Source organism: Perspicuibacillus lycopersici, from assembly GCF_025660475.1.
GTDB classification, from domain to species: Bacteria; Bacillota; Bacilli; order Bacillales; family Caldibacillaceae; genus Perspicuibacillus; species Perspicuibacillus lycopersici.
Genome location: NZ_JAOUSF010000005.1, coordinates 140,333 through 157,364, shown reverse-complemented (window position 1 = coordinate 157,364; position 17,032 = coordinate 140,333). Strand labels below are relative to the sequence as shown.

Sequence of the window (17,032 nt, the reverse complement as noted above, 5' to 3'; positions counted from 1 at the left end):
GGTGGAAATATACATAGACTCCTGCGGGAAAAGCATGAGCCGAAGACCCCGCACGAAGCGTAGCGGAGGAGGTCATGGCCATGCCCGCGGAAAGCGAATATATTTCCGGAGCGAATTTACCTACTTAACTTTGTTCGGATTCTCTTACATAAAAATACTTTTGTCCCAGCCTCTTTCTCATCATTCGCTAGAGAAATTTGCTCCAGCTTTTCTTTCAATCGGTAATGTACAGCAGCGGAAGGAACCGCCAGATTTAATAATTTCTGTAATGTCAACCTCGATAACCTCAAAGCCGCGATCCCGTAATTGTTGATTAACCTTTTTATTTACAGGGAGACTAATAACTTTTTTATTACCAATTGATAGCACATTTGTTCCTAACGTAAACTGTTCTTCTTTTGAGACAGGAATCAGTTCATACCGGGCTTGTAGCTCCTTAATATCGGAATTGTCCAATGCCTCTGGATAGTATAAGGCGAATTCTGATGAAATAATATTGAACACACAATCAAGGTGTAAGAACTTTTCATGAAAATCTATCGGAATAATGGTAAATTGTTTATCTAACAGTTTACTCAAATGTTCGATTGCCTCTTGGTTTGTCCGATTGCTTAAGCCAATAAAAATATGGTCACCATCAATAATGACATCTCCACCTTCGATTTGATGGCCAATAATATTATAATAAGAAATTTCTTCGTCCTCTAACCATTGCTTCAACACATTTTCTTCACCAATTCGAACCTTGTTTGCCATCTGGGCAACAAAGACCGTTTCCCCAAGCGTAAAGCCAATATCTCGTGTAAACACCTGCTCCGGATATTTTTTGTGATACGGTAATAAAATTACTTCAATATTATGGTTTCGTAATGTTTGAACGAATGCATCATGTTGTTTTAGCGCTTTTTCGATATGAATACCTTCTGCCTGGTAATGCTTCTGTGTTTCGTTGATCATTGAGCGAATCGTCATATATTGCGGCTGACAAACGATTACTTTTTTCAGTACGTCATATTCGCTATAGCAACTGATATGATAGGACTGCTGCTCCATTATTTCAACTCCTGTAAAAGGTTAGTGTCTTTGTTTGCTAGAAAAATGGAAGTGTTTTTAAAATAAAGGCAATTCATCTAAATTATTATCTTTCCTTCCATCCGGTTCACTTCGAAGGATATCACGTCCATACTTATGAAACACATCGACATGTGCAAGATTTCCTGCCTTTGCCTCATCCAATGCCGATACATAGTCGAGCTCACGACCGCTGTTGGTTTTAACAGCAATGATATCACCATCATCATTTTTTCGGACAGCTACGATTTCTTCTTTGCCAAAAGTGTTTGTTTTGGACTCACCTTGTTCTTCACTTTGATTTCGATATTCTTCATAAATTTTTTCGTAATTTTTTTGTTCCATTATTTTCCTCCTAGCCTATCATTATTTTCAACAGTTTATTTTGTGTCAAAGCGATAAGTTCCATACTTTTCCCGTAGGAAGGTTCCTATACAAAAGGGAATCAAGAATATATTCTTTTGCATGATTCATCTTAAATATGGAAATATACTAATGATTAAATGGATTAGGAAAGGGAGGAATAGCAATGAAAAGCTATGAAATAGGAGAGATTTTTACAATAAGTGATGATAGTGATGAACAACAGGAAGTGGAAGTAATAGCGGAAATCAGTTTGGATGATTCTGACTATGTTGCCGTTAGCTTTGTGGAAGATTTGCAGAAGCAAACAACTGAGGATATTGATATATTCTTTTTAAAGATAGATGAAGATGGTGACTTTGATGCAATTGAATCAGATGAGGAGTTTGATAAAGTGTCTGCTGCATTTGATGAACTTTTACAGGAATAATAAATTTCCATGTGAGGAACTATTGAAACCGATTATTATATTCGCTCTAGTTGGCATTTTATTTGTACATCCATCTGAAATTTCCGCAAAGGAAAAAATACCGATTTTACTTTACCACCATGTCCATAAATATAATGGTATTGGTACCGAGGATTTATATGTAACACCTTCTAATTTTGAAAAGCAAATGGAGTATTTACGGGATCATGGTTTTACATTGGTGAATTTTGATCACATACATGACCTAGATACCGTTAAGAAACCAATATTGATTACGTTTGATGATGGCTATAAAGATAATCTGCAAGCGTTCTTGATTTTCCGCAAACTGACAACGGAAAGCTTCCGACCAACGGGCACAATCTTTGTAATCTCCGACTTTATTGGGCGAGCCAATCGGCTATCGGTAACAGATATAAAAAGAATGGTGGAATCAGGCATCATCTCTATTCAGTCGCATACTGCAACCCATCCAGAGTTACCGAAAATTACTAACTATGAATATGAGCTGCATGAATCTAAAAAGAAAATCCAACAAATAACCGGAAAGCCTGTTACAGCACTTGCCTATCCTTATGGATTATATAATGACCATGTCATTGCCGAAACGAAAAAATATTATTTATTTGGACTGACAACATTACAAAAAACAGTTTCCTTACCATTGAATCCAGAAGAAAACTATTTATTACCAAGAATCTCGATTGATGATTCCATTTCGATACATGAATTTGCAAGGATAGTGGAAGGTGGGTAATGTCGTAAAAAAAGGATGCTGCAGATTTCGCAGCATCTTTTTCGTAAATCTATTTTATGAAAATAAACCAACGATTGTCCCTGTTAATATCGAGGCAAGTGTCGCAGCTAAAAGCATTTTTAAGCCGAATTTTGCCACTACATTTGCTTTTTCTCCATTAATCGCTTGAATGGAACCACTGATGATTCCAATGGAAGAGAAGTTTGCAAAGGATACTAAGAATGCGGAAACAATCGCAACTGTTTTAGCAGATAGCTCTGGAATCAATGGTTGGAATTGTAGCATTGCCACAAATTCGTTTGTTGCAAGCTTTGTGCCCATTATGGAACCAGCCGTAACAATTTCGCTTGCAGGAACACCCATTAGGAAGGCAATTGGTGCAAACAGATAACCTAAAATTTCAGTAAAGGAAATGCCAAAAATACCAGTAAAGATACCATTTATTAGTGCAATCAATCCAACGAATGCAACAAGCTGTGCGGCAACAATTAAGGCAACTTTCCCACCATCAAGAGCACCAACACTCATCGCTCCGAAGATGGAGTTTGATTGGGATACTTCCTTTATGTTAATAACTTCATCATCCTCTTTTTTAATCGGTGCCATCATTGTCGCAACAATTAAGCTAGATAATGCATTAAGCAACATAGAAACTAACACATACTTCGATGGAATCATCGTCATGTAAGATCCCATAATTGAAGCAGATACAGAAGCCATAGCACTTGTAGAAACGATAAATAATTTATTATCATTCATTTTATCTAAATGGGACTTAATCGCTAAAATCGATTCACTTTGCCCGAAAAAGATCGAATTAATACTATTAAATGTTACGACTTTAGACAAACCAGTAATCTTGGCAACTGCACCACCAATATACTTAATTAAAATAGGTAATACGCGAATATACGTTAAGATGGATAGTAGGGTAGAGGTGAAAATAATAACCATTAATACATTCACGAAAAAGATCGAAGCACCTTCAGGAACAAGTCCACCTACAACAAAGTCAATACCTTCATAGCCGTAATTTAACGTTTTTGTCACACCATCGGAAACGACTTCCACCGTTTTTTGTCCGAATGTTGTTTTAAACATTAGAAGTGTTACAATCACTTGCATCACAATTAGTACAATAATTGCTTTATAATTGATGTTTTTTCGATCATTCGACAAAAGAAAGGCAACACCAATTGTTAAAATAAATCCTAGTAAACTAATTATAATTTCCATTGAAATCTCCTTACCATTTTTTTCACACAAAGAAAATAATAATCTAGTGATACGAATGAAGTCAAATGTAAAAAATATGATAAGATTCACTGTTCACAGCACTTAAACAATATTTAATCGGTTCGATTTCTTGAGAAAATAATAATAATTTGCAGTAGAGGTGGAAAGGAGAAAACGGTGGAGTGAAAAAAGTAATTAGAACTGGATAAAAATCACAACTACTTCTCATTTGATTTATGTACATACGAAGACAAGTTGCGGGACAACCTACTATATAGCAGGATTTTAGCTAGGAGGTGAATTTGATGAAAACAAAGGACAACTTTTTGGAAGGAAATAAAGTAACAAAGGATAATCAAATTTATGGAACACCAAATAGTAAAAGCAAAAATGGAACTGGAAATTCTCCAAATGACGATGTAAGAAAAAATAAAGAAAAATAGTAAACAAGTCATCCAAATTCCTTATACTTTGGAATAACAAACACGTAAACAAAAGGAAAAGACGCCAGTTTTAAACTGACGTCTTTGATGCGTTTGCGGCAAAGAACCGTACGACCACATTCGTACGTTTTGCATGAAAGCATGTTCCTTGACTTATGCAAATTAGCTCATCGCTTTATTAATATAACATTCAAGGCAGATAATTACAAGCTGTATTTTATTTCCAATTCGTGAAATAGGTATTTTACTGTAATTAGTAATGTCATCTAGTCAAAAACACAAAAAATAATAGGGTGAATAATTCACCCCCAACAACACCTTCCCTATTTAAAACGGTTGCCAAGTCACTCTTTGTGCCGTATCGAATCGTTTTTCAACCTCTGGCCAGTTTACAACCTTCCACCAGTTATCTACATATTTCTTTCTTTCATTTTTATATTGTAGATAGTAAGCATGCTCCCAAACATCCAATACTAGTAATGGAATAACATCCCACTGACTTAAATTTTGATGTTTTTCCGCTTGTAAAATTTCCAATCGATGAGCACGTGGTGACCATACAAGTATTGCCCAACCAACACCCTCGACATTGTTTGCAGCCTCAGAAAAATGTTTTTTAAATTTATCAAAGCTACCGAAGGATCTATTAATTTCCATTAATAAATTCCCCGAAGGCTTACCGCCACCATCCGGACTCATAATATTCCAAAAGATAGTATGCAAATAATGTCCTGCACCATGAAAGGCTGCTTCTCGTTCCCAATGTTTAATCAATTGAAAATTATTCGTTATTCGGGCTTTTTGCATTTCTCTTTCTGCTTTATTTAGGCCGTCCACATATGTTTGATGATGTTTATCATGATGGAGTCTCATGATTTCCTGACTAATATATGGCTCTAGCGCATTATAGGAATATGGCAATGGTGGAAGCTTATGTCCTCCAATCGGTACCATATTGTTTTGATTATCCGCTCTCATCTTATCTGTTAATTGTACAGGGATTCCATTTTCCTTCAGTTTTAATTCAAGCTGTTCTGCTAATTCATTTGCACGATTATAAATTTCCAATTCGTCCAATGAATCTTCATTTGTAAGACTTTCTTTAAATTGTACAAATTGCTCATGTAATTCATCTTTCTTATCTGCCTGCAAATTGTCCCGTTCCATAGGTTTATTTTCTTCGTAAATAGTGAATACTTCCTCACACCACTGTTTTAAAGAATTGATGTAAGTTGACAATGTAAGCACCTCCCCAATAGTATCGTTGACAATATATGCTAAAGAATGAAAAGGATGATACGAATTGTCATTTTTTGCAGGAGATTTTCTTAGCAGAATAGAAATGGTAGGAAGGAAAATATGTGAAGGAGTGACGATTAGATGGAACAAAAAATTAAAACATATGAGGAAGCAATTAATTTCATAGAGGAAATTGGCTTACTACCATTAGCACCGTTAGTTCCAGATTTCCCATCATTAAACAGCATTACATCTACAGAGCATTGGTATACCGATACTGAATTTGACCCATGGATGTGGCGGACGAAATTTTCTGCCGATGGAGTGGCAGGCTACGGAAAGTTTCTTAAGAAAAAATCTGTACTGATTTCTAGACGACTGCTACCTTATGTAAAAAAAGTGCTTGGCCATTCAGAGTCAATGGAGGAGCGTTACTACAATGGTGTCGTATCAAAAGATGCCTTTACGGTGTACGAGATTATTAAAAATGAAGCGGGTATTGATACAAGAGCATTGCGGGAAAAAGCTGGATTAAAGGAAAAAGAGAATAAGAAACGTTTTGACAATGCATTATTGGAGCTCCAAGGGACAATGGATATCGTTATCTCCGGTATTCAAGTAAAAACCAATGCAGAAGGGGAAAAGAATGGCTGGAGCAGTACTTCCTTTGAAACATATGAATCATGGGAAAAAAGAAATAAAGTGGAAGCACCTGAGATAAATGAAGAGGAGGCAAAAAGCTATTTAAAAGCTCATTTTTTAAAGGTAGCTAGCAATGAGTCGATAAAAAAAATCGAGAAAATATTGTCTTTATAGATGAATACTAAATAATGCATTTATTTATATTGGGTGCATTATTTTTTCTTGAAAAAGATATCTATTTGACTATACAAAAAAATCACGAGGGGAAATTTCATGGTATATCGAGGGGAAGCTAGTCGTTTTAATAGTAAAGCGTTTATTTTCATGCTTCAAAAGAGAATTTTGGAGATTTTAAAAGATGAGGTAATTGGTATTTATGCTCACGGGTCATTTGCAATGGGTGGGTTTAATCCGAACGGGAGTGATATTGATCTATTGGTAGTTACTACTAATTCACTGACAGTGAATATAAAAAGGGAATTAGCAAAGCTTTTTTTACTTTATTCTGCTTCACCTTTCCCTATAGAAATTAGTTTTCTTCATCGCGAGCAATTAAACATGTGGAAGCATCCTTGTCCGTTTGATTTCCATTATAGTGAATTTTGGCGATAACGATATGAAAATGATCTGTTCAATGGAACAAATTATTATTTGAATGATGAAATCCATTCAGATCCAGATTTAGCAGCACATATTACGATCACGAAAAAAAGAGGTATTTGTTTATATGGGGAATCAATTGATAACATATTTCCTCTCGTACCAGTACATGATTATGTAGCCTCCATCATGGGAGATTTTCGGGATTGTATAGAAAATATCGAAGAAGACCCGATTTATTGTACATTAAATGTAATAAGGGTTTATTGGTATTTAAAAGAGGGCATTATTTCTTCGAAGCAAGAAGCGGGGGAGTGGGGGATATTTACGTTCCCAATTGAGCAGAAAGAAACAGTTCGAAAAGCGGTTGAATGCTATTCGAAAGATAAAAAGATGTATTCGTTTGAAAAGGACGAACTAGAGCAGTTAAAAAACTATATCGTTTTTCATGTGCAAAATGAATTAAAGAACAAGTGATATGCTGGTAATAATAGTTGCGAATAAAACGTATGGCTAAAAAAACATAATTATTATAATAGAGGTCCCAATTCCTATGGTATAATCTTATTTCAGACGGTTAAAAGAGCGGGGGAGAATAAGTGAAAATTACAAATGAATGGGATGAGGCAAATAGTCAGTACATACGAAAAAAAGTTATTGAATACAATGGACAAATGCTTCCCGATGAAGTGAAACACCCAGTAAAAAATATTAGCTTCTTACTTCAGAATGATGATGGTAGTATTATGGGTGGAATAACAGGAACAATTTTTTGGTACCATTTGCACATCGATTTTCTTTGGGTGGAGGAATCGCTCCGCGGGCAAGGCTATGGGTCCCAATTACTGCGGAAAATAGAAGCAGCAGCAAAGGAAAACAAATGTCGGCTAATTCTACTAGATTCTTTTAGTTTCCAGGCAGCAAATTTTTATCAAAAATTTGGTTATCAAGTAGTGGGAATAGTAGAAAATCATCCGAAGGGACATCAACAATATTTTTTTGAAAAAAGACTAGTATTGTAGCAATTAAAAAGGTGAACGAAGAATCATCCTCGTTCACCCGTGTACCTCTCCATTAACCTATCATTATGCAAAAACAGTGTTATTCGTTGGTTCAACAGGTTCTTCATTTCTTGTTGGCTCAACGACTTCTTCATTTGCAACAACCACTCCAGATTTAAAAGTAGGTTCTACCACTTCTTCGTTAGCAACAACTACTCCAGATTTAAAGGTAGGTTCTACTACTTCTTCATTAGCAACAACTACTCCAGATTTAAAAGTAGGTTCTACCACTTCTTCGTTAGCAACAACTACTCCAGATTTAAAAGTAGGTTCTACCACTTCTTCGTTAGCAACAACTACTCCAGATTTAAAGGTAGGTTCTACTACTTCCTCATTGGCAATAACTACGCCACCTTTACTAGTAGGCTCAACGACTTCTTCGTTAGCAACTTTAACGCCACCATGGCCAGTAGGCTCAACAACTTCCTCATTAGCAACTTTTAAGTCACCTTTACTTGTAGGTTCAACAACTTCCTCATTTGCTAGTAATTTAGATTTCCCATTTAATGAACTACTATAAACTGTGCTATTTAATGCTGCAAATAATACTACTAATAAAAACGCTAAACCAACTGTAACCTTTTTCATCTGAAAATCCTCCCCTTATTCTTTAGAAATATTTATTGCATTAACTGCACTTTTGTAATAAGTTGCAGCTAATTTATACTTTCTTTCATTAAAATAATAATCCGCTAATATTTGGGAGTATTGGAACTTCTCATGATGTAATTTTTTATCATCAAGAAACGGCAGTACCCGTTTAGTCATTAACTCCTCAAACGTATGATCAAACCCTTTAATTAAATGTGTATACACTTCGAATTCATAAATATAAATAGAATCGACAGGGTTTAATTGTTTAGATAATTCAATTCCTTTTTCTAACCAAAATTCTGCATTTTTCAAATCACCGATTTCATAGTATTCTTTCATAATACTAGATATTGGGATAATCTTTTGGGTTGGAGAAAATGATTCTCGTAATTCATAGCTCTTAAGATAATGCTCAATTGCTTGCTTTGGATTATGCATTTTAGAAAATAGATTCCCAATATTTTGGTTACAAACCGAAAGAATTCCATCGTCTTTTATGCTTTCTGCAATTGTCGCGGCTAAGCGATAATTTTCCATTGAATTAATCAATTCATTGATTTGTAGATAAGAGATGCCTAATAGTATATGACATTCAGCACATTTTCTCAGATTATAAATGTCCTTATAAAATTTTAAAGCTTTATTTACATAAAATAATGATACATGTGTTTGCCGCATTTTACTCGCAGTTACAGAAATTCGATAATAAAGATCGCTTTCTTCCTCTGAGTAAAAAATTAAATCCTTGCTAAGATGTTTTTCTGCTTGCTGATATAAATATAGCGCCTTACTATACGATAATAAGGAATAATGATAATTGGCGGAGAATTTTAGCCAATAATAATTCTCAATTTCTGTGAAATTTTTTGAGATTTTCTTTAAATACGCATATTGTTTATCTGCTTCATTTTTATTATTGACTAACAGAAAATAGCGCAATTTATGTAATTCCACTAGCTTCATTAACGAAGTATTGCCAATCGCATTTATTTTGCTAATTTCGCTATATAGTTTACTAGATTCTTCTCTACCACCAACTAAGAGATGGTTAAACCACATTTTATATAATTCAAAATCTTTATCGTTTCCTCTTGCATGAGGATCGATTTTCAGTCGCTTACATAATAATCCGATTACATCCATATCGGGCTCAGCAGTACCATTTTCTATTTTGGATAAATAGGAAACAGATATAATACCATCGGATAATTCGGACTGGGTCATATTTAATTTTAATCTATGATATTTAATTCTTTTACCTATTTGATTATCGATAGTACTCACCCCCACATAATCATTATAAAAGTCTTCTGAATTTATTACCACTACTACGGATGATTTTTCAAATGATTAAAAAATAACTGTTTTTTTTAGCGTATAAAAAATATCCAGGAAAATTTTCCTGAAAACTATGAGAAAAATATGATTTATTTAATGAGAGGGTGATAGAAATATCTATTCAGGAAAAAAATCAGCGATAAAAAAATAAATTTCCAGCTATGAAAGAGCATATCATATTTTTTTACGAAATTCTGTAAATAAAAAATACAAAAACCTCTTTCAACATTCGAAAAAACCCTTATAATCAAAAATAGGGAGGGATTGCAACATGATTCACAATCCAACAGGGAAACAACGGATCGGATTGGCTTTTTTACTTAGCTTATTAGGGATTCTCGGTCCGCTAAATATAGATATGTACTTACCAAGCTTTCCGGACATTGCCAGTGATTTAAATACACAAGCATCATTCGTCCAGCTAAGTTTAACTGCGTGCTTAATAGGACTTGCAATCGGACAAATGGTAGTCGGTCCGGTTAGTGATGCAAAAGGACGTAGAAAACCATTATTATTCTTTATTTTTTTATTTGCACTTTCATCGGTTTTCTGTGCATTGGCACCGAATATTACCACACTAATTTTCGCTAGATTTCTCCAAGGCTTTACTGCTTCCGCAGGGATTGTGATTTCTCGCGCCGTTGTGAAAGATGTGTTCACAGGAAGAGAATTGACGAAATTCTTTTCTTTATTAATGGTGATAAATTCCACCGCTCCAATGATTGCACCAATGACTGGTGGGGCGATTTTACTTCTCCCATTCGCAAAATGGAATATTATTTTTTACTTTTTAAGCGCAATTGGGCTACTTATTGTGACCGTTCTTGCGTTTCGTTTTAAAGAAACATTACCAGTGGAAAAAAGAATTCCTAGTTCCATTAAGCATTCCATTCAAACGATGGGTAGCTTAGTGATAGACCGTTCTTTTATTGGCTATGCATTAACGGTAGGATTTATTCATGGTGGAAGCTTTGCTTATGTTTCCGGAACACCTTTTGTGTACCAAGGAATTTATGGAGTATCTCCACAGGCTTTTAGTATATTGTTTGGGATTAATGGTATAGCCATCATTGCCGGTAGTTTTATTATCGGTCGCTTTGGTGGGATTATTCATGAAAGAAGCTTACTTCGTGCAGGTGTTTTAATTGCAGTAAGTGCCACATTAATTCTACTTATCATGACAATGATGAAAGGTCCGCTTGCCGTCGTTGTTACACTAATTTTTATTTATATGACGACAATGGGAATGATTACAACTAGTACATTTACACTTGCAATGGAAAATCAAGGGCATCGAGCAGGAAGTGCAAGTGCGGTTTTAGGTTTATTTCCATTATTAATCGGTTCCTTAGTATCACCTCTCGTAGGTATCAATGAGACCACTGCAATTCCAATGGGAGCAATTTTGTTTCTTACGTCTGCTATTGGGACCATCACATTTTTTACTTTGACGAAGAAGCAAGTAGCAAAAACAAGTTTAACAGTAGAAATGGAAACTTTTTAATTAGAATGGCTACTTTTGCTAGAATGATAGTTATTAAATGAAATGGAGGTAATGAAAATGTTACTTTGGGAAAATGGTGCACCTTTTGCGAAAGGCTCTGAAGAAGAAGATAGGCCAACACTTATTCCATATTTAATAAATAAGAAAGAAAAACATGGTGCAATCATTGTTTGTCCTGGAGGTGGCTATGGATTTCGGGCAGATCATGAAGGAGAACCAGTAGCGAACTGGTTGAATAGCATTGGTATATCAGCATTCGTGCTTCATTATCGTGTAGCTCCCTATCGTCATCCAGCACCATTAGTAGATGCACAGCGTGCCATACGTACGGTTCGCTTTTATGCAGAAGAGTGGAATATCGATCCGAACAAAATTGGTATATTAGGATTTTCTGCGGGTGGACACTTGGCATCCACTGCTGCGACTTTATTTGATAAAAAATGGAGTGATCCGCTAGATGATATTGATCTTGTCTCTTCTCGTCCAAATCTAGCGGTATTATGCTATCCTGTCATTTCCTTGCAGCATGATGCACATATCGGATCTGTACAGAATTTATTAGGTAGCAATCCGGATGAAACATTACAAGCAGCGTTATCAAGTGAAAACAATGTAACAGCACAGACGCCGCCAGTATTTCTATGGCATACTGCAGATGATGAAACGGTTGCTGTTGAAAATTCGCTCATGTTTGCCTATAGCTTAAGTAAACATAAAATCCCATATGCATTACATATTTTTCAAAACGGAAGGCATGGTCTTGGTTTAGCAAAAGAGGACCTAGACGTGTCACAATGGACGCAAATGTGTGAAAGCTGGTTAAAACAACAAGGGATGGTACAGTAATATATTTAATCATGACCAATAAAAGTAGCAAATCTTACTGGTTTGCTACTTATTCTATAATGAAAAATATTATATAAAAATAATTTATGAAGGGGTTTTCGTAATGACGGAAGATCAAATCTATGCCAATATACCAATATTAGAGACAGAGAGACTAATTTTACGAAAATTAAAGGAAGAAGATTTACAGGATATGCATGCATATGGATCAGATGAACAAGTGTCAAAATACGTAAGCTGGGATACCCATCAGTCATTAGAAGATACTAAAAGATTTTTGTATTCGATATTGGAACAATATGATAAAAAACAAAATGTTTTTTGGGCTATAGAATGGAAGGAAAACAATCGATTAATAGGGACCATTAATTTTGTTTCATGGTCTCCTAAGCATAAAAAAGCGGAAATCGGATATGTGCTCTCTCGAGATTATTGGGGACGGGGGATAATGACCGAAGCAATGAATACAGTAATTAAATTTGGTTTTGAACATATGGATCTTGTTCGATTGGAAGCAAGAGCAATGGCGGAAAACATCGGATCCTATCGAGTGATGGAAAAGGTAGGTATGACATATGAAGGGACGATTCGGAAAGGCATGCTGACAAAGGGCCACCATCGAGATTTACGATTGTATTCGATACTTAAGGAGGAATATTTAACACATGGGTAATGACATAAATGTATACCTTTCTTTTGATTGAATACATATTTCGTAGGCAGGAATTTGCAGTCTCGTAACGAAGTAGTTATTATATAATTAAAAGCGAGAGAACGTGTGAAAGGTGGGAAAAAATATGGGGGATTCATTAAAAAAGGAAATATTCTCCTGGTTGAAAATTGCAATTATCGCATTTGTAATAGCATTTATTTTCCGACATTATTTTTTCTATCCAACAACCGTTTACGGAGAATCAATGGAACCTACGTTTCATAATTTAGATCGCGTGCTAATTAGTAAAATATCGGATATCCAACGTTTTGATATTATTGTTTTTCATGCACCTGACTCAAATGATTATTATATTAAGCGTGTCATCGGCCTCCCTGGTGATACAATCGAAATGAAAAACGATGTACTTTACGTCAATGGAAAAGCAACAAAAGAGTCTTATTTGGAAAATAGTAAAAAGAATACATTCGGTAACTTCACAAAGGACTTTTCATTACAAGAAGTAACCGGTCAAGCAACCGTTCCAAAAGGATCTTTATTTGTATTAGGCGATAATCGTTTACGTAGTAATGATAGTAGAATTTTTGGCTATGTACCAGTAGGTGATGTTGTCGGCGAAGTAAATTTCCAATACTATCCAATAAAGGATATTGGGCTTTTGAAATAAAAATTCTCCTGTATTTGTAAATTTTTATTTTCTAAAAGATACCGTATTGGAATGGATTAGCTACGATAATTAGAAGCGTGTAACAAACGCTAAGTTTAATAAATTGAGGGATATCAACATGAAAAATTTTACAGAAATTGTTCACAATTTAATGGAAAACAACTTTTCTATTAAGAAAGAAAATTTGCTACTTGTTTTAACAGATAATAGTACACAAGTATTAGCAAGGAAATTTGCAGACGCATTAAATAGTGATGGATGGAAGGTAGAAATGCACGTTATGGCAGATCGGAAAAAATCTGGGGAAGAACCTCCGGAAGAGACTGCTGCTGCAATGTTAAGTTATGATTTTGTCTTTTGTTTAACAAAGCATTCCCTTACCCATACACAAGCAAGAAAAAATGCCAATCAACAAGGAATCAGCGTGATTACGATGCCTGGAATTACAGAAGATATGTTTACCGATGGGGCATTACGTGCCGATTACAGTCGGGTCGAAAAAGAAACATTGGCAATGACGGAACGGTTAACGGAAGCAAAAGAGGTCATCATCCAAACAGGGACAGCAAATCGTTATGAATTATCGATTCCTGTTACAGATAGAATTGGAATTCCAAGCACTGGCGTATTCCGTGAAAAAGCAGCATCTGGAAATCTCCCATCAGGGGAAGCCTATATAGCACCACTCGAAGGACGAGCACAAGGACAAATAGTGATTAATGGTTCCGTGTCAGGCATCGGGTTACTTACCGAACCAGTACTTTTAACAATTGAAGACGGAAAGTTAGTGGATGCTAGTGGTGAGGAAGGTAAGCGATTATTAGAGCTCTTAGGGGAGAGAAATGGCCGAATGCTTGCAGAGCTTGGAATTGGGACAAACTATGCAGCAAGAGTAACCGGAAATATATTAGAAGATGAAAAAGCCTATCATACAATTCATGTTGCTTTTGGATCCAACCATACCTTTGGTGGAACAATAAAAGCGGATGTACATATTGATTGTGTAACAAAAGAACCAACGGTTATTTGGAAATAAGTAAAGGCTGTTTCCTAAACGATTATAGTTATTTCATGAGATAAAATGGTTTATGAACTGCTCAGCAGACTGAATACACGAAGACTCCGCGAAAACCGGAAGCGTCAGTCTCGCGAGGTAAGAACTGTAGTACTCTTTAATGAGATAAAGGAAACACGACGAGCAAATGAGTCAATGTTGACATATCGTGGTAGAGGAGTGCGGAAACTCGTTAGTCCCTATGCGCTGGAGCTAGACATGCCAGAAAGCGAGACCATAGGAACGTGGCGACCGGTGTATTCATTCTGCTGGCTACTTACATAGCAACAAACTATACAAACAGCCTAAATAAAAAAAGATCGAAGACGTTTTTTAGTTTTCGATCTTTTTCATGGAATGTTATTTTGCTAGTACATCTTGATATTCCGACTTACTTTCAAGCACTTTTTTCGCATACGAACATTCCGGAACAATTAATTTATTTTGCGCTTTTGCGTATTCCGCCACTTTGTTTACAAGCTGTGACCCAAGTCCTTTACCACTATGGTCTTCACTTACTCTCGTATGCTTAATAACGATTGTATCATTCGATCCTAGTGAATATTCAATTCGCGCAATTACTTCTCCAGCATCCTCTACGTAAAACTCATTCGTACCAGATTTAATTTCTGTCATATATCTCACAGCTCCTTAAACAATTTTTAACCAATATCTATTTTTATTATCAAAATAGAAATAAGAAAAAGAGCGCAAAGCAAAATGCCTTACACTCTTCATTATCTGCGATTATTTTTTAAAATAGTCAAGAAACGCATGGAAAATCTCAATTCCTTGATATGTTAAAAGGGATAAACCCGTTGCAGCAAAAAATCCTGCGATAATATATACATATCCAACCCATTGCATCGTAAAAATTCCTCCTTTAAATTTATATTGCTTACATTAAAGGAGAAGTGCGTACATAATTGGATTGGTAGAATACTGGCGTTAAAATGGTTGCCCTTGCTTTCCATTTAATAAACCGATTAACGGTAATTGTAATACTGATAATCAAAAAGATTCCTATAATCAAATGTTGTAAGATTGCGAAATGATTATCACTAGATGTCGTATCTAGGGACTGATTGTTATCACTCGAAATAAAATGATCTGAAATCGTAAATTCTTCAAATGCATTTATATGAAGGGTGCAACTACCAATAAAATTAGAAAGGCTAATCATGAATATTATAATGCTAAGCTTCAAAATTCTTTTCATGTTTTCCCAACCTTTCCTTTTACTGTTTTGTTCATATAGTTTTCATATAAGTTTGCGAAAACTGTCACATAGATTAATATTAAACCATATTTATAGAAAAAAATCCAATGGTTGAATTTGCTATTTTAACATTAGGCTGTTTTCGTTTTGATTGTTGCTTTTTCTAAAAGGCTCTTTTCGTATAGATTGTTGCTATTTTGACCATTCTTTTGAGAGGTGGTAAAATACATCTCTCAGGAGGGGATTGGGAATGTGGAAAGACGTATATGCTGACTTTTTGGACTTGCCTAAACACGAGCAAATTAGATTATTTAAACATTTAAAAGAAGATTTCTTTTCTGAAGAAGAGAGAATTATCACAGAAGCTTTTACCACAATCAGAGAAACACGCTTCAAAGAAGGGTTAGGTTGTGTCCATTGCGGTAGTGTAAAGGTGAAACGGAATGGAACGTATAGAGGGAGACAAAGATACCTTTGCCGAGACTGCGGCAAGTCTTTCAATGATTTAACCAATACCCCACTATCAGGAACTCGTTATCTTGGAAAGTGGGCAAAATATTTCCAATTGATGGTTGAAGGGTTCACTTTACCCAAGATTGCTAAAAAACTAAAAATCCATCTATCTACCGCATTTTATTGGAGACATAAAATATTGTTTTCTCTTCGCTCAATGGGGTTTCAAATATTAAAAGGAATTGTCGAAAGCGATGAAACCTTTTTTAAGGAGTCTTTAAAAGGACGAAGAACCCTAGACAGAAAACCCAAGAAACGAGGAGGAAGAGACAAGAAGAGAGGAATTAGCAACCTTAAAATCGCTGTTGTGGTGGCTCAGGACCGCAATGGTCAGGTAATAGCACAAAAGGCAGGAACGGGTCGTGTTCGGGCAGAAGAAATAGATGCGGTTATCGGAAATTATATTGACCCGTCTTCTTTGTTATGTACAGATACAGCTACGAATTATAAAAAATTCTCCTTAATTAAGTCGCTTAAACACGAACCGATTAATCTTAGTAAAGAAGGATATGTCAAAAAGGGCATTTACCATTTGAATAACGTCAACAATTATCACAAACGGTTAAAGGACTGGATGGATAGGTTACGAGGAGTTGCAACCAAATATCTGGACAACTATCTTTATTGGTTTAGTTTTCTTCAAAAAAGCAAGAAAATTGAAGATAAAGAACGGATTAATCAAATGCTCCTCAGTGCTTGTCAAAACTCAAATATCATCACAGTAAAATATTTGCGTGAGATATAAAAAAAGAGCCATTTCATTAAAGAAACGGCTTAATTCT

At 35.4% G+C, this 17,032-nt stretch carries 21 protein-coding genes; 13 read left to right on the top strand and 8 right to left on the bottom strand.

What is annotated here, in order from left to right; genetic code table 11:
- Positions 1-180: 180 nt before the first annotated feature.
- Positions 181-1,053: a dimethylarginine dimethylaminohydrolase family protein gene (locus tag OEV98_RS14870; protein WP_263074146.1), complete on the bottom strand. Its 873-nt coding sequence runs from the start codon at positions 1,051-1,053 to the stop codon at positions 181-183.
- A 57-nt stretch (positions 1,054-1,110) separates the two neighbouring features.
- The gene (locus OEV98_RS14865) at positions 1,111-1,416 is read right to left on the bottom strand and encodes a DUF3892 domain-containing protein (RefSeq protein ID WP_263074145.1); all 306 of its coding nucleotides are present in this window, start codon (positions 1,414-1,416) and stop codon (positions 1,111-1,113) included.
- 184 nt (positions 1,417-1,600) lie between these two features.
- Between OEV98_RS14865 and OEV98_RS14860 the strand changes: the two genes are divergently transcribed.
- Positions 1,601-1,864 carry a DUF1292 domain-containing protein gene (locus OEV98_RS14860; protein WP_263074144.1) on the top strand — a complete coding sequence of 88 codons (264 nt, stop codon included), beginning with the start codon at positions 1,601-1,603 and terminating at the stop codon, positions 1,862-1,864.
- 22 nt (positions 1,865-1,886) lie between these two features.
- Positions 1,887-2,621 (top strand): polysaccharide deacetylase family protein, encoded by a 735-nt coding sequence (locus tag OEV98_RS14855; RefSeq protein ID WP_263074143.1) that lies wholly within the window; start codon positions 1,887-1,889, stop codon positions 2,619-2,621.
- Positions 2,622-2,675: 54 nt separating this feature from the next.
- Here OEV98_RS14855 and OEV98_RS14850 read toward each other — a convergent pair whose 3' ends face one another.
- Positions 2,676-3,857, bottom strand: coding sequence for a NupC/NupG family nucleoside CNT transporter (locus OEV98_RS14850; RefSeq protein WP_263074142.1), 1,182 nt, complete (start codon positions 3,855-3,857; stop codon positions 2,676-2,678).
- Positions 3,858-4,162: 305 nt separating this feature from the next.
- Between OEV98_RS14850 and OEV98_RS14845 the strand changes: the two genes are divergently transcribed.
- On the top strand, positions 4,163-4,300 hold the full coding sequence (locus tag OEV98_RS14845; RefSeq protein WP_263074141.1) for a hypothetical protein: 138 nt from the start codon (positions 4,163-4,165) through the stop codon (positions 4,298-4,300).
- A gap of 327 nt (positions 4,301-4,627) precedes the next feature.
- On the opposite strand, the gene OEV98_RS14840 is transcribed toward OEV98_RS14845, so the two are convergent.
- A complete protein-coding gene (locus tag OEV98_RS14840) occupies positions 4,628-5,539 on the bottom strand; it encodes a superoxide dismutase (protein WP_263074140.1) in 912 nt (303 codons plus the stop codon).
- Between the two features lie 141 nt (positions 5,540-5,680).
- On the opposite strand from OEV98_RS14840, the gene OEV98_RS14835 reads away from it, so the two are divergent.
- From OEV98_RS14835 to OEV98_RS14820, 4 genes are all read left to right on the top strand, one after another.
- The gene (locus tag OEV98_RS14835) at positions 5,681-6,355 is read left to right on the top strand and encodes an AlkZ-related protein (RefSeq protein ID WP_263074139.1); all 675 of its coding nucleotides are present in this window, start codon (positions 5,681-5,683) and stop codon (positions 6,353-6,355) included.
- A gap of 99 nt (positions 6,356-6,454) precedes the next feature.
- Complete coding sequence (locus OEV98_RS14830; RefSeq protein ID WP_263074138.1) at positions 6,455-6,793, top strand: nucleotidyltransferase domain-containing protein; 339 nt, start codon at positions 6,455-6,457, stop codon at positions 6,791-6,793.
- A gap of 39 nt (positions 6,794-6,832) precedes the next feature.
- Positions 6,833-7,258, top strand: coding sequence for a DUF4111 domain-containing protein (locus tag OEV98_RS14825; protein ID WP_263074137.1), 426 nt, complete (start codon positions 6,833-6,835; stop codon positions 7,256-7,258).
- A 122-nt stretch (positions 7,259-7,380) separates the two neighbouring features.
- Positions 7,381-7,803, top strand: a complete 423-nt coding sequence (locus tag OEV98_RS14820) for a GNAT family N-acetyltransferase (protein ID WP_263074136.1) — start codon at positions 7,381-7,383, stop codon at positions 7,801-7,803.
- Between the two features lie 63 nt (positions 7,804-7,866).
- Here OEV98_RS14820 and OEV98_RS14815 read toward each other — a convergent pair whose 3' ends face one another.
- Together OEV98_RS14815 and OEV98_RS14810 are read right to left on the bottom strand one after the other, a co-directional pair.
- Positions 7,867-8,430 (bottom strand): hypothetical protein, encoded by a 564-nt coding sequence (locus OEV98_RS14815; RefSeq protein WP_263074135.1) that lies wholly within the window; start codon positions 8,428-8,430, stop codon positions 7,867-7,869.
- A 15-nt stretch (positions 8,431-8,445) separates the two neighbouring features.
- Positions 8,446-9,720, bottom strand: coding sequence for a helix-turn-helix domain-containing protein (locus OEV98_RS14810; protein ID WP_263074134.1), 1,275 nt, complete (start codon positions 9,718-9,720; stop codon positions 8,446-8,448).
- Between the two features lie 325 nt (positions 9,721-10,045).
- Between OEV98_RS14810 and OEV98_RS14805 the strand changes: the two genes are divergently transcribed.
- The 5 genes from OEV98_RS14805 (at position 10,046) to OEV98_RS14785 (ending at position 14,500) form a co-directional block, all read left to right on the top strand.
- Positions 10,046-11,278 carry a Bcr/CflA family efflux MFS transporter gene (locus tag OEV98_RS14805; RefSeq protein WP_263074133.1) on the top strand — a complete coding sequence of 411 codons (1,233 nt, stop codon included), beginning with the start codon at positions 10,046-10,048 and terminating at the stop codon, positions 11,276-11,278.
- A 51-nt stretch (positions 11,279-11,329) separates the two neighbouring features.
- Positions 11,330-12,124, top strand: coding sequence for an alpha/beta hydrolase (locus tag OEV98_RS14800; RefSeq protein WP_407676520.1), 795 nt, complete (start codon positions 11,330-11,332; stop codon positions 12,122-12,124).
- A 103-nt stretch (positions 12,125-12,227) separates the two neighbouring features.
- On the top strand, positions 12,228-12,797 hold the full coding sequence (locus OEV98_RS14795; RefSeq protein WP_263074131.1) for a GNAT family N-acetyltransferase: 570 nt from the start codon (positions 12,228-12,230) through the stop codon (positions 12,795-12,797).
- A 124-nt stretch (positions 12,798-12,921) separates the two neighbouring features.
- Positions 12,922-13,464: a signal peptidase I gene (gene lepB / locus OEV98_RS14790; RefSeq protein ID WP_263074130.1), complete on the top strand. Its 543-nt coding sequence runs from the start codon at positions 12,922-12,924 to the stop codon at positions 13,462-13,464.
- A 118-nt stretch (positions 13,465-13,582) separates the two neighbouring features.
- Positions 13,583-14,500, top strand: a complete 918-nt coding sequence (locus OEV98_RS14785; protein ID WP_263074129.1) for an aminopeptidase — start codon at positions 13,583-13,585, stop codon at positions 14,498-14,500.
- A 378-nt stretch (positions 14,501-14,878) separates the two neighbouring features.
- On the opposite strand, the gene OEV98_RS14780 is transcribed toward OEV98_RS14785, so the two are convergent.
- Positions 14,879-15,154: a GNAT family N-acetyltransferase gene (locus OEV98_RS14780; protein WP_263074128.1), complete on the bottom strand. Its 276-nt coding sequence runs from the start codon at positions 15,152-15,154 to the stop codon at positions 14,879-14,881.
- Between the two features lie 262 nt (positions 15,155-15,416).
- Positions 15,417-15,737, bottom strand: coding sequence for a hypothetical protein (locus OEV98_RS14775; protein ID WP_263074127.1), 321 nt, complete (start codon positions 15,735-15,737; stop codon positions 15,417-15,419).
- Positions 15,738-15,987: 250 nt separating this feature from the next.
- Between OEV98_RS14775 and OEV98_RS14770 the strand changes: the two genes are divergently transcribed.
- On the top strand, positions 15,988-16,995 hold the full coding sequence (locus OEV98_RS14770) for an IS1595 family transposase (protein ID WP_263074126.1): 1,008 nt from the start codon (positions 15,988-15,990) through the stop codon (positions 16,993-16,995).
- Positions 16,996-17,032: the final 37 nt, after the last annotated feature.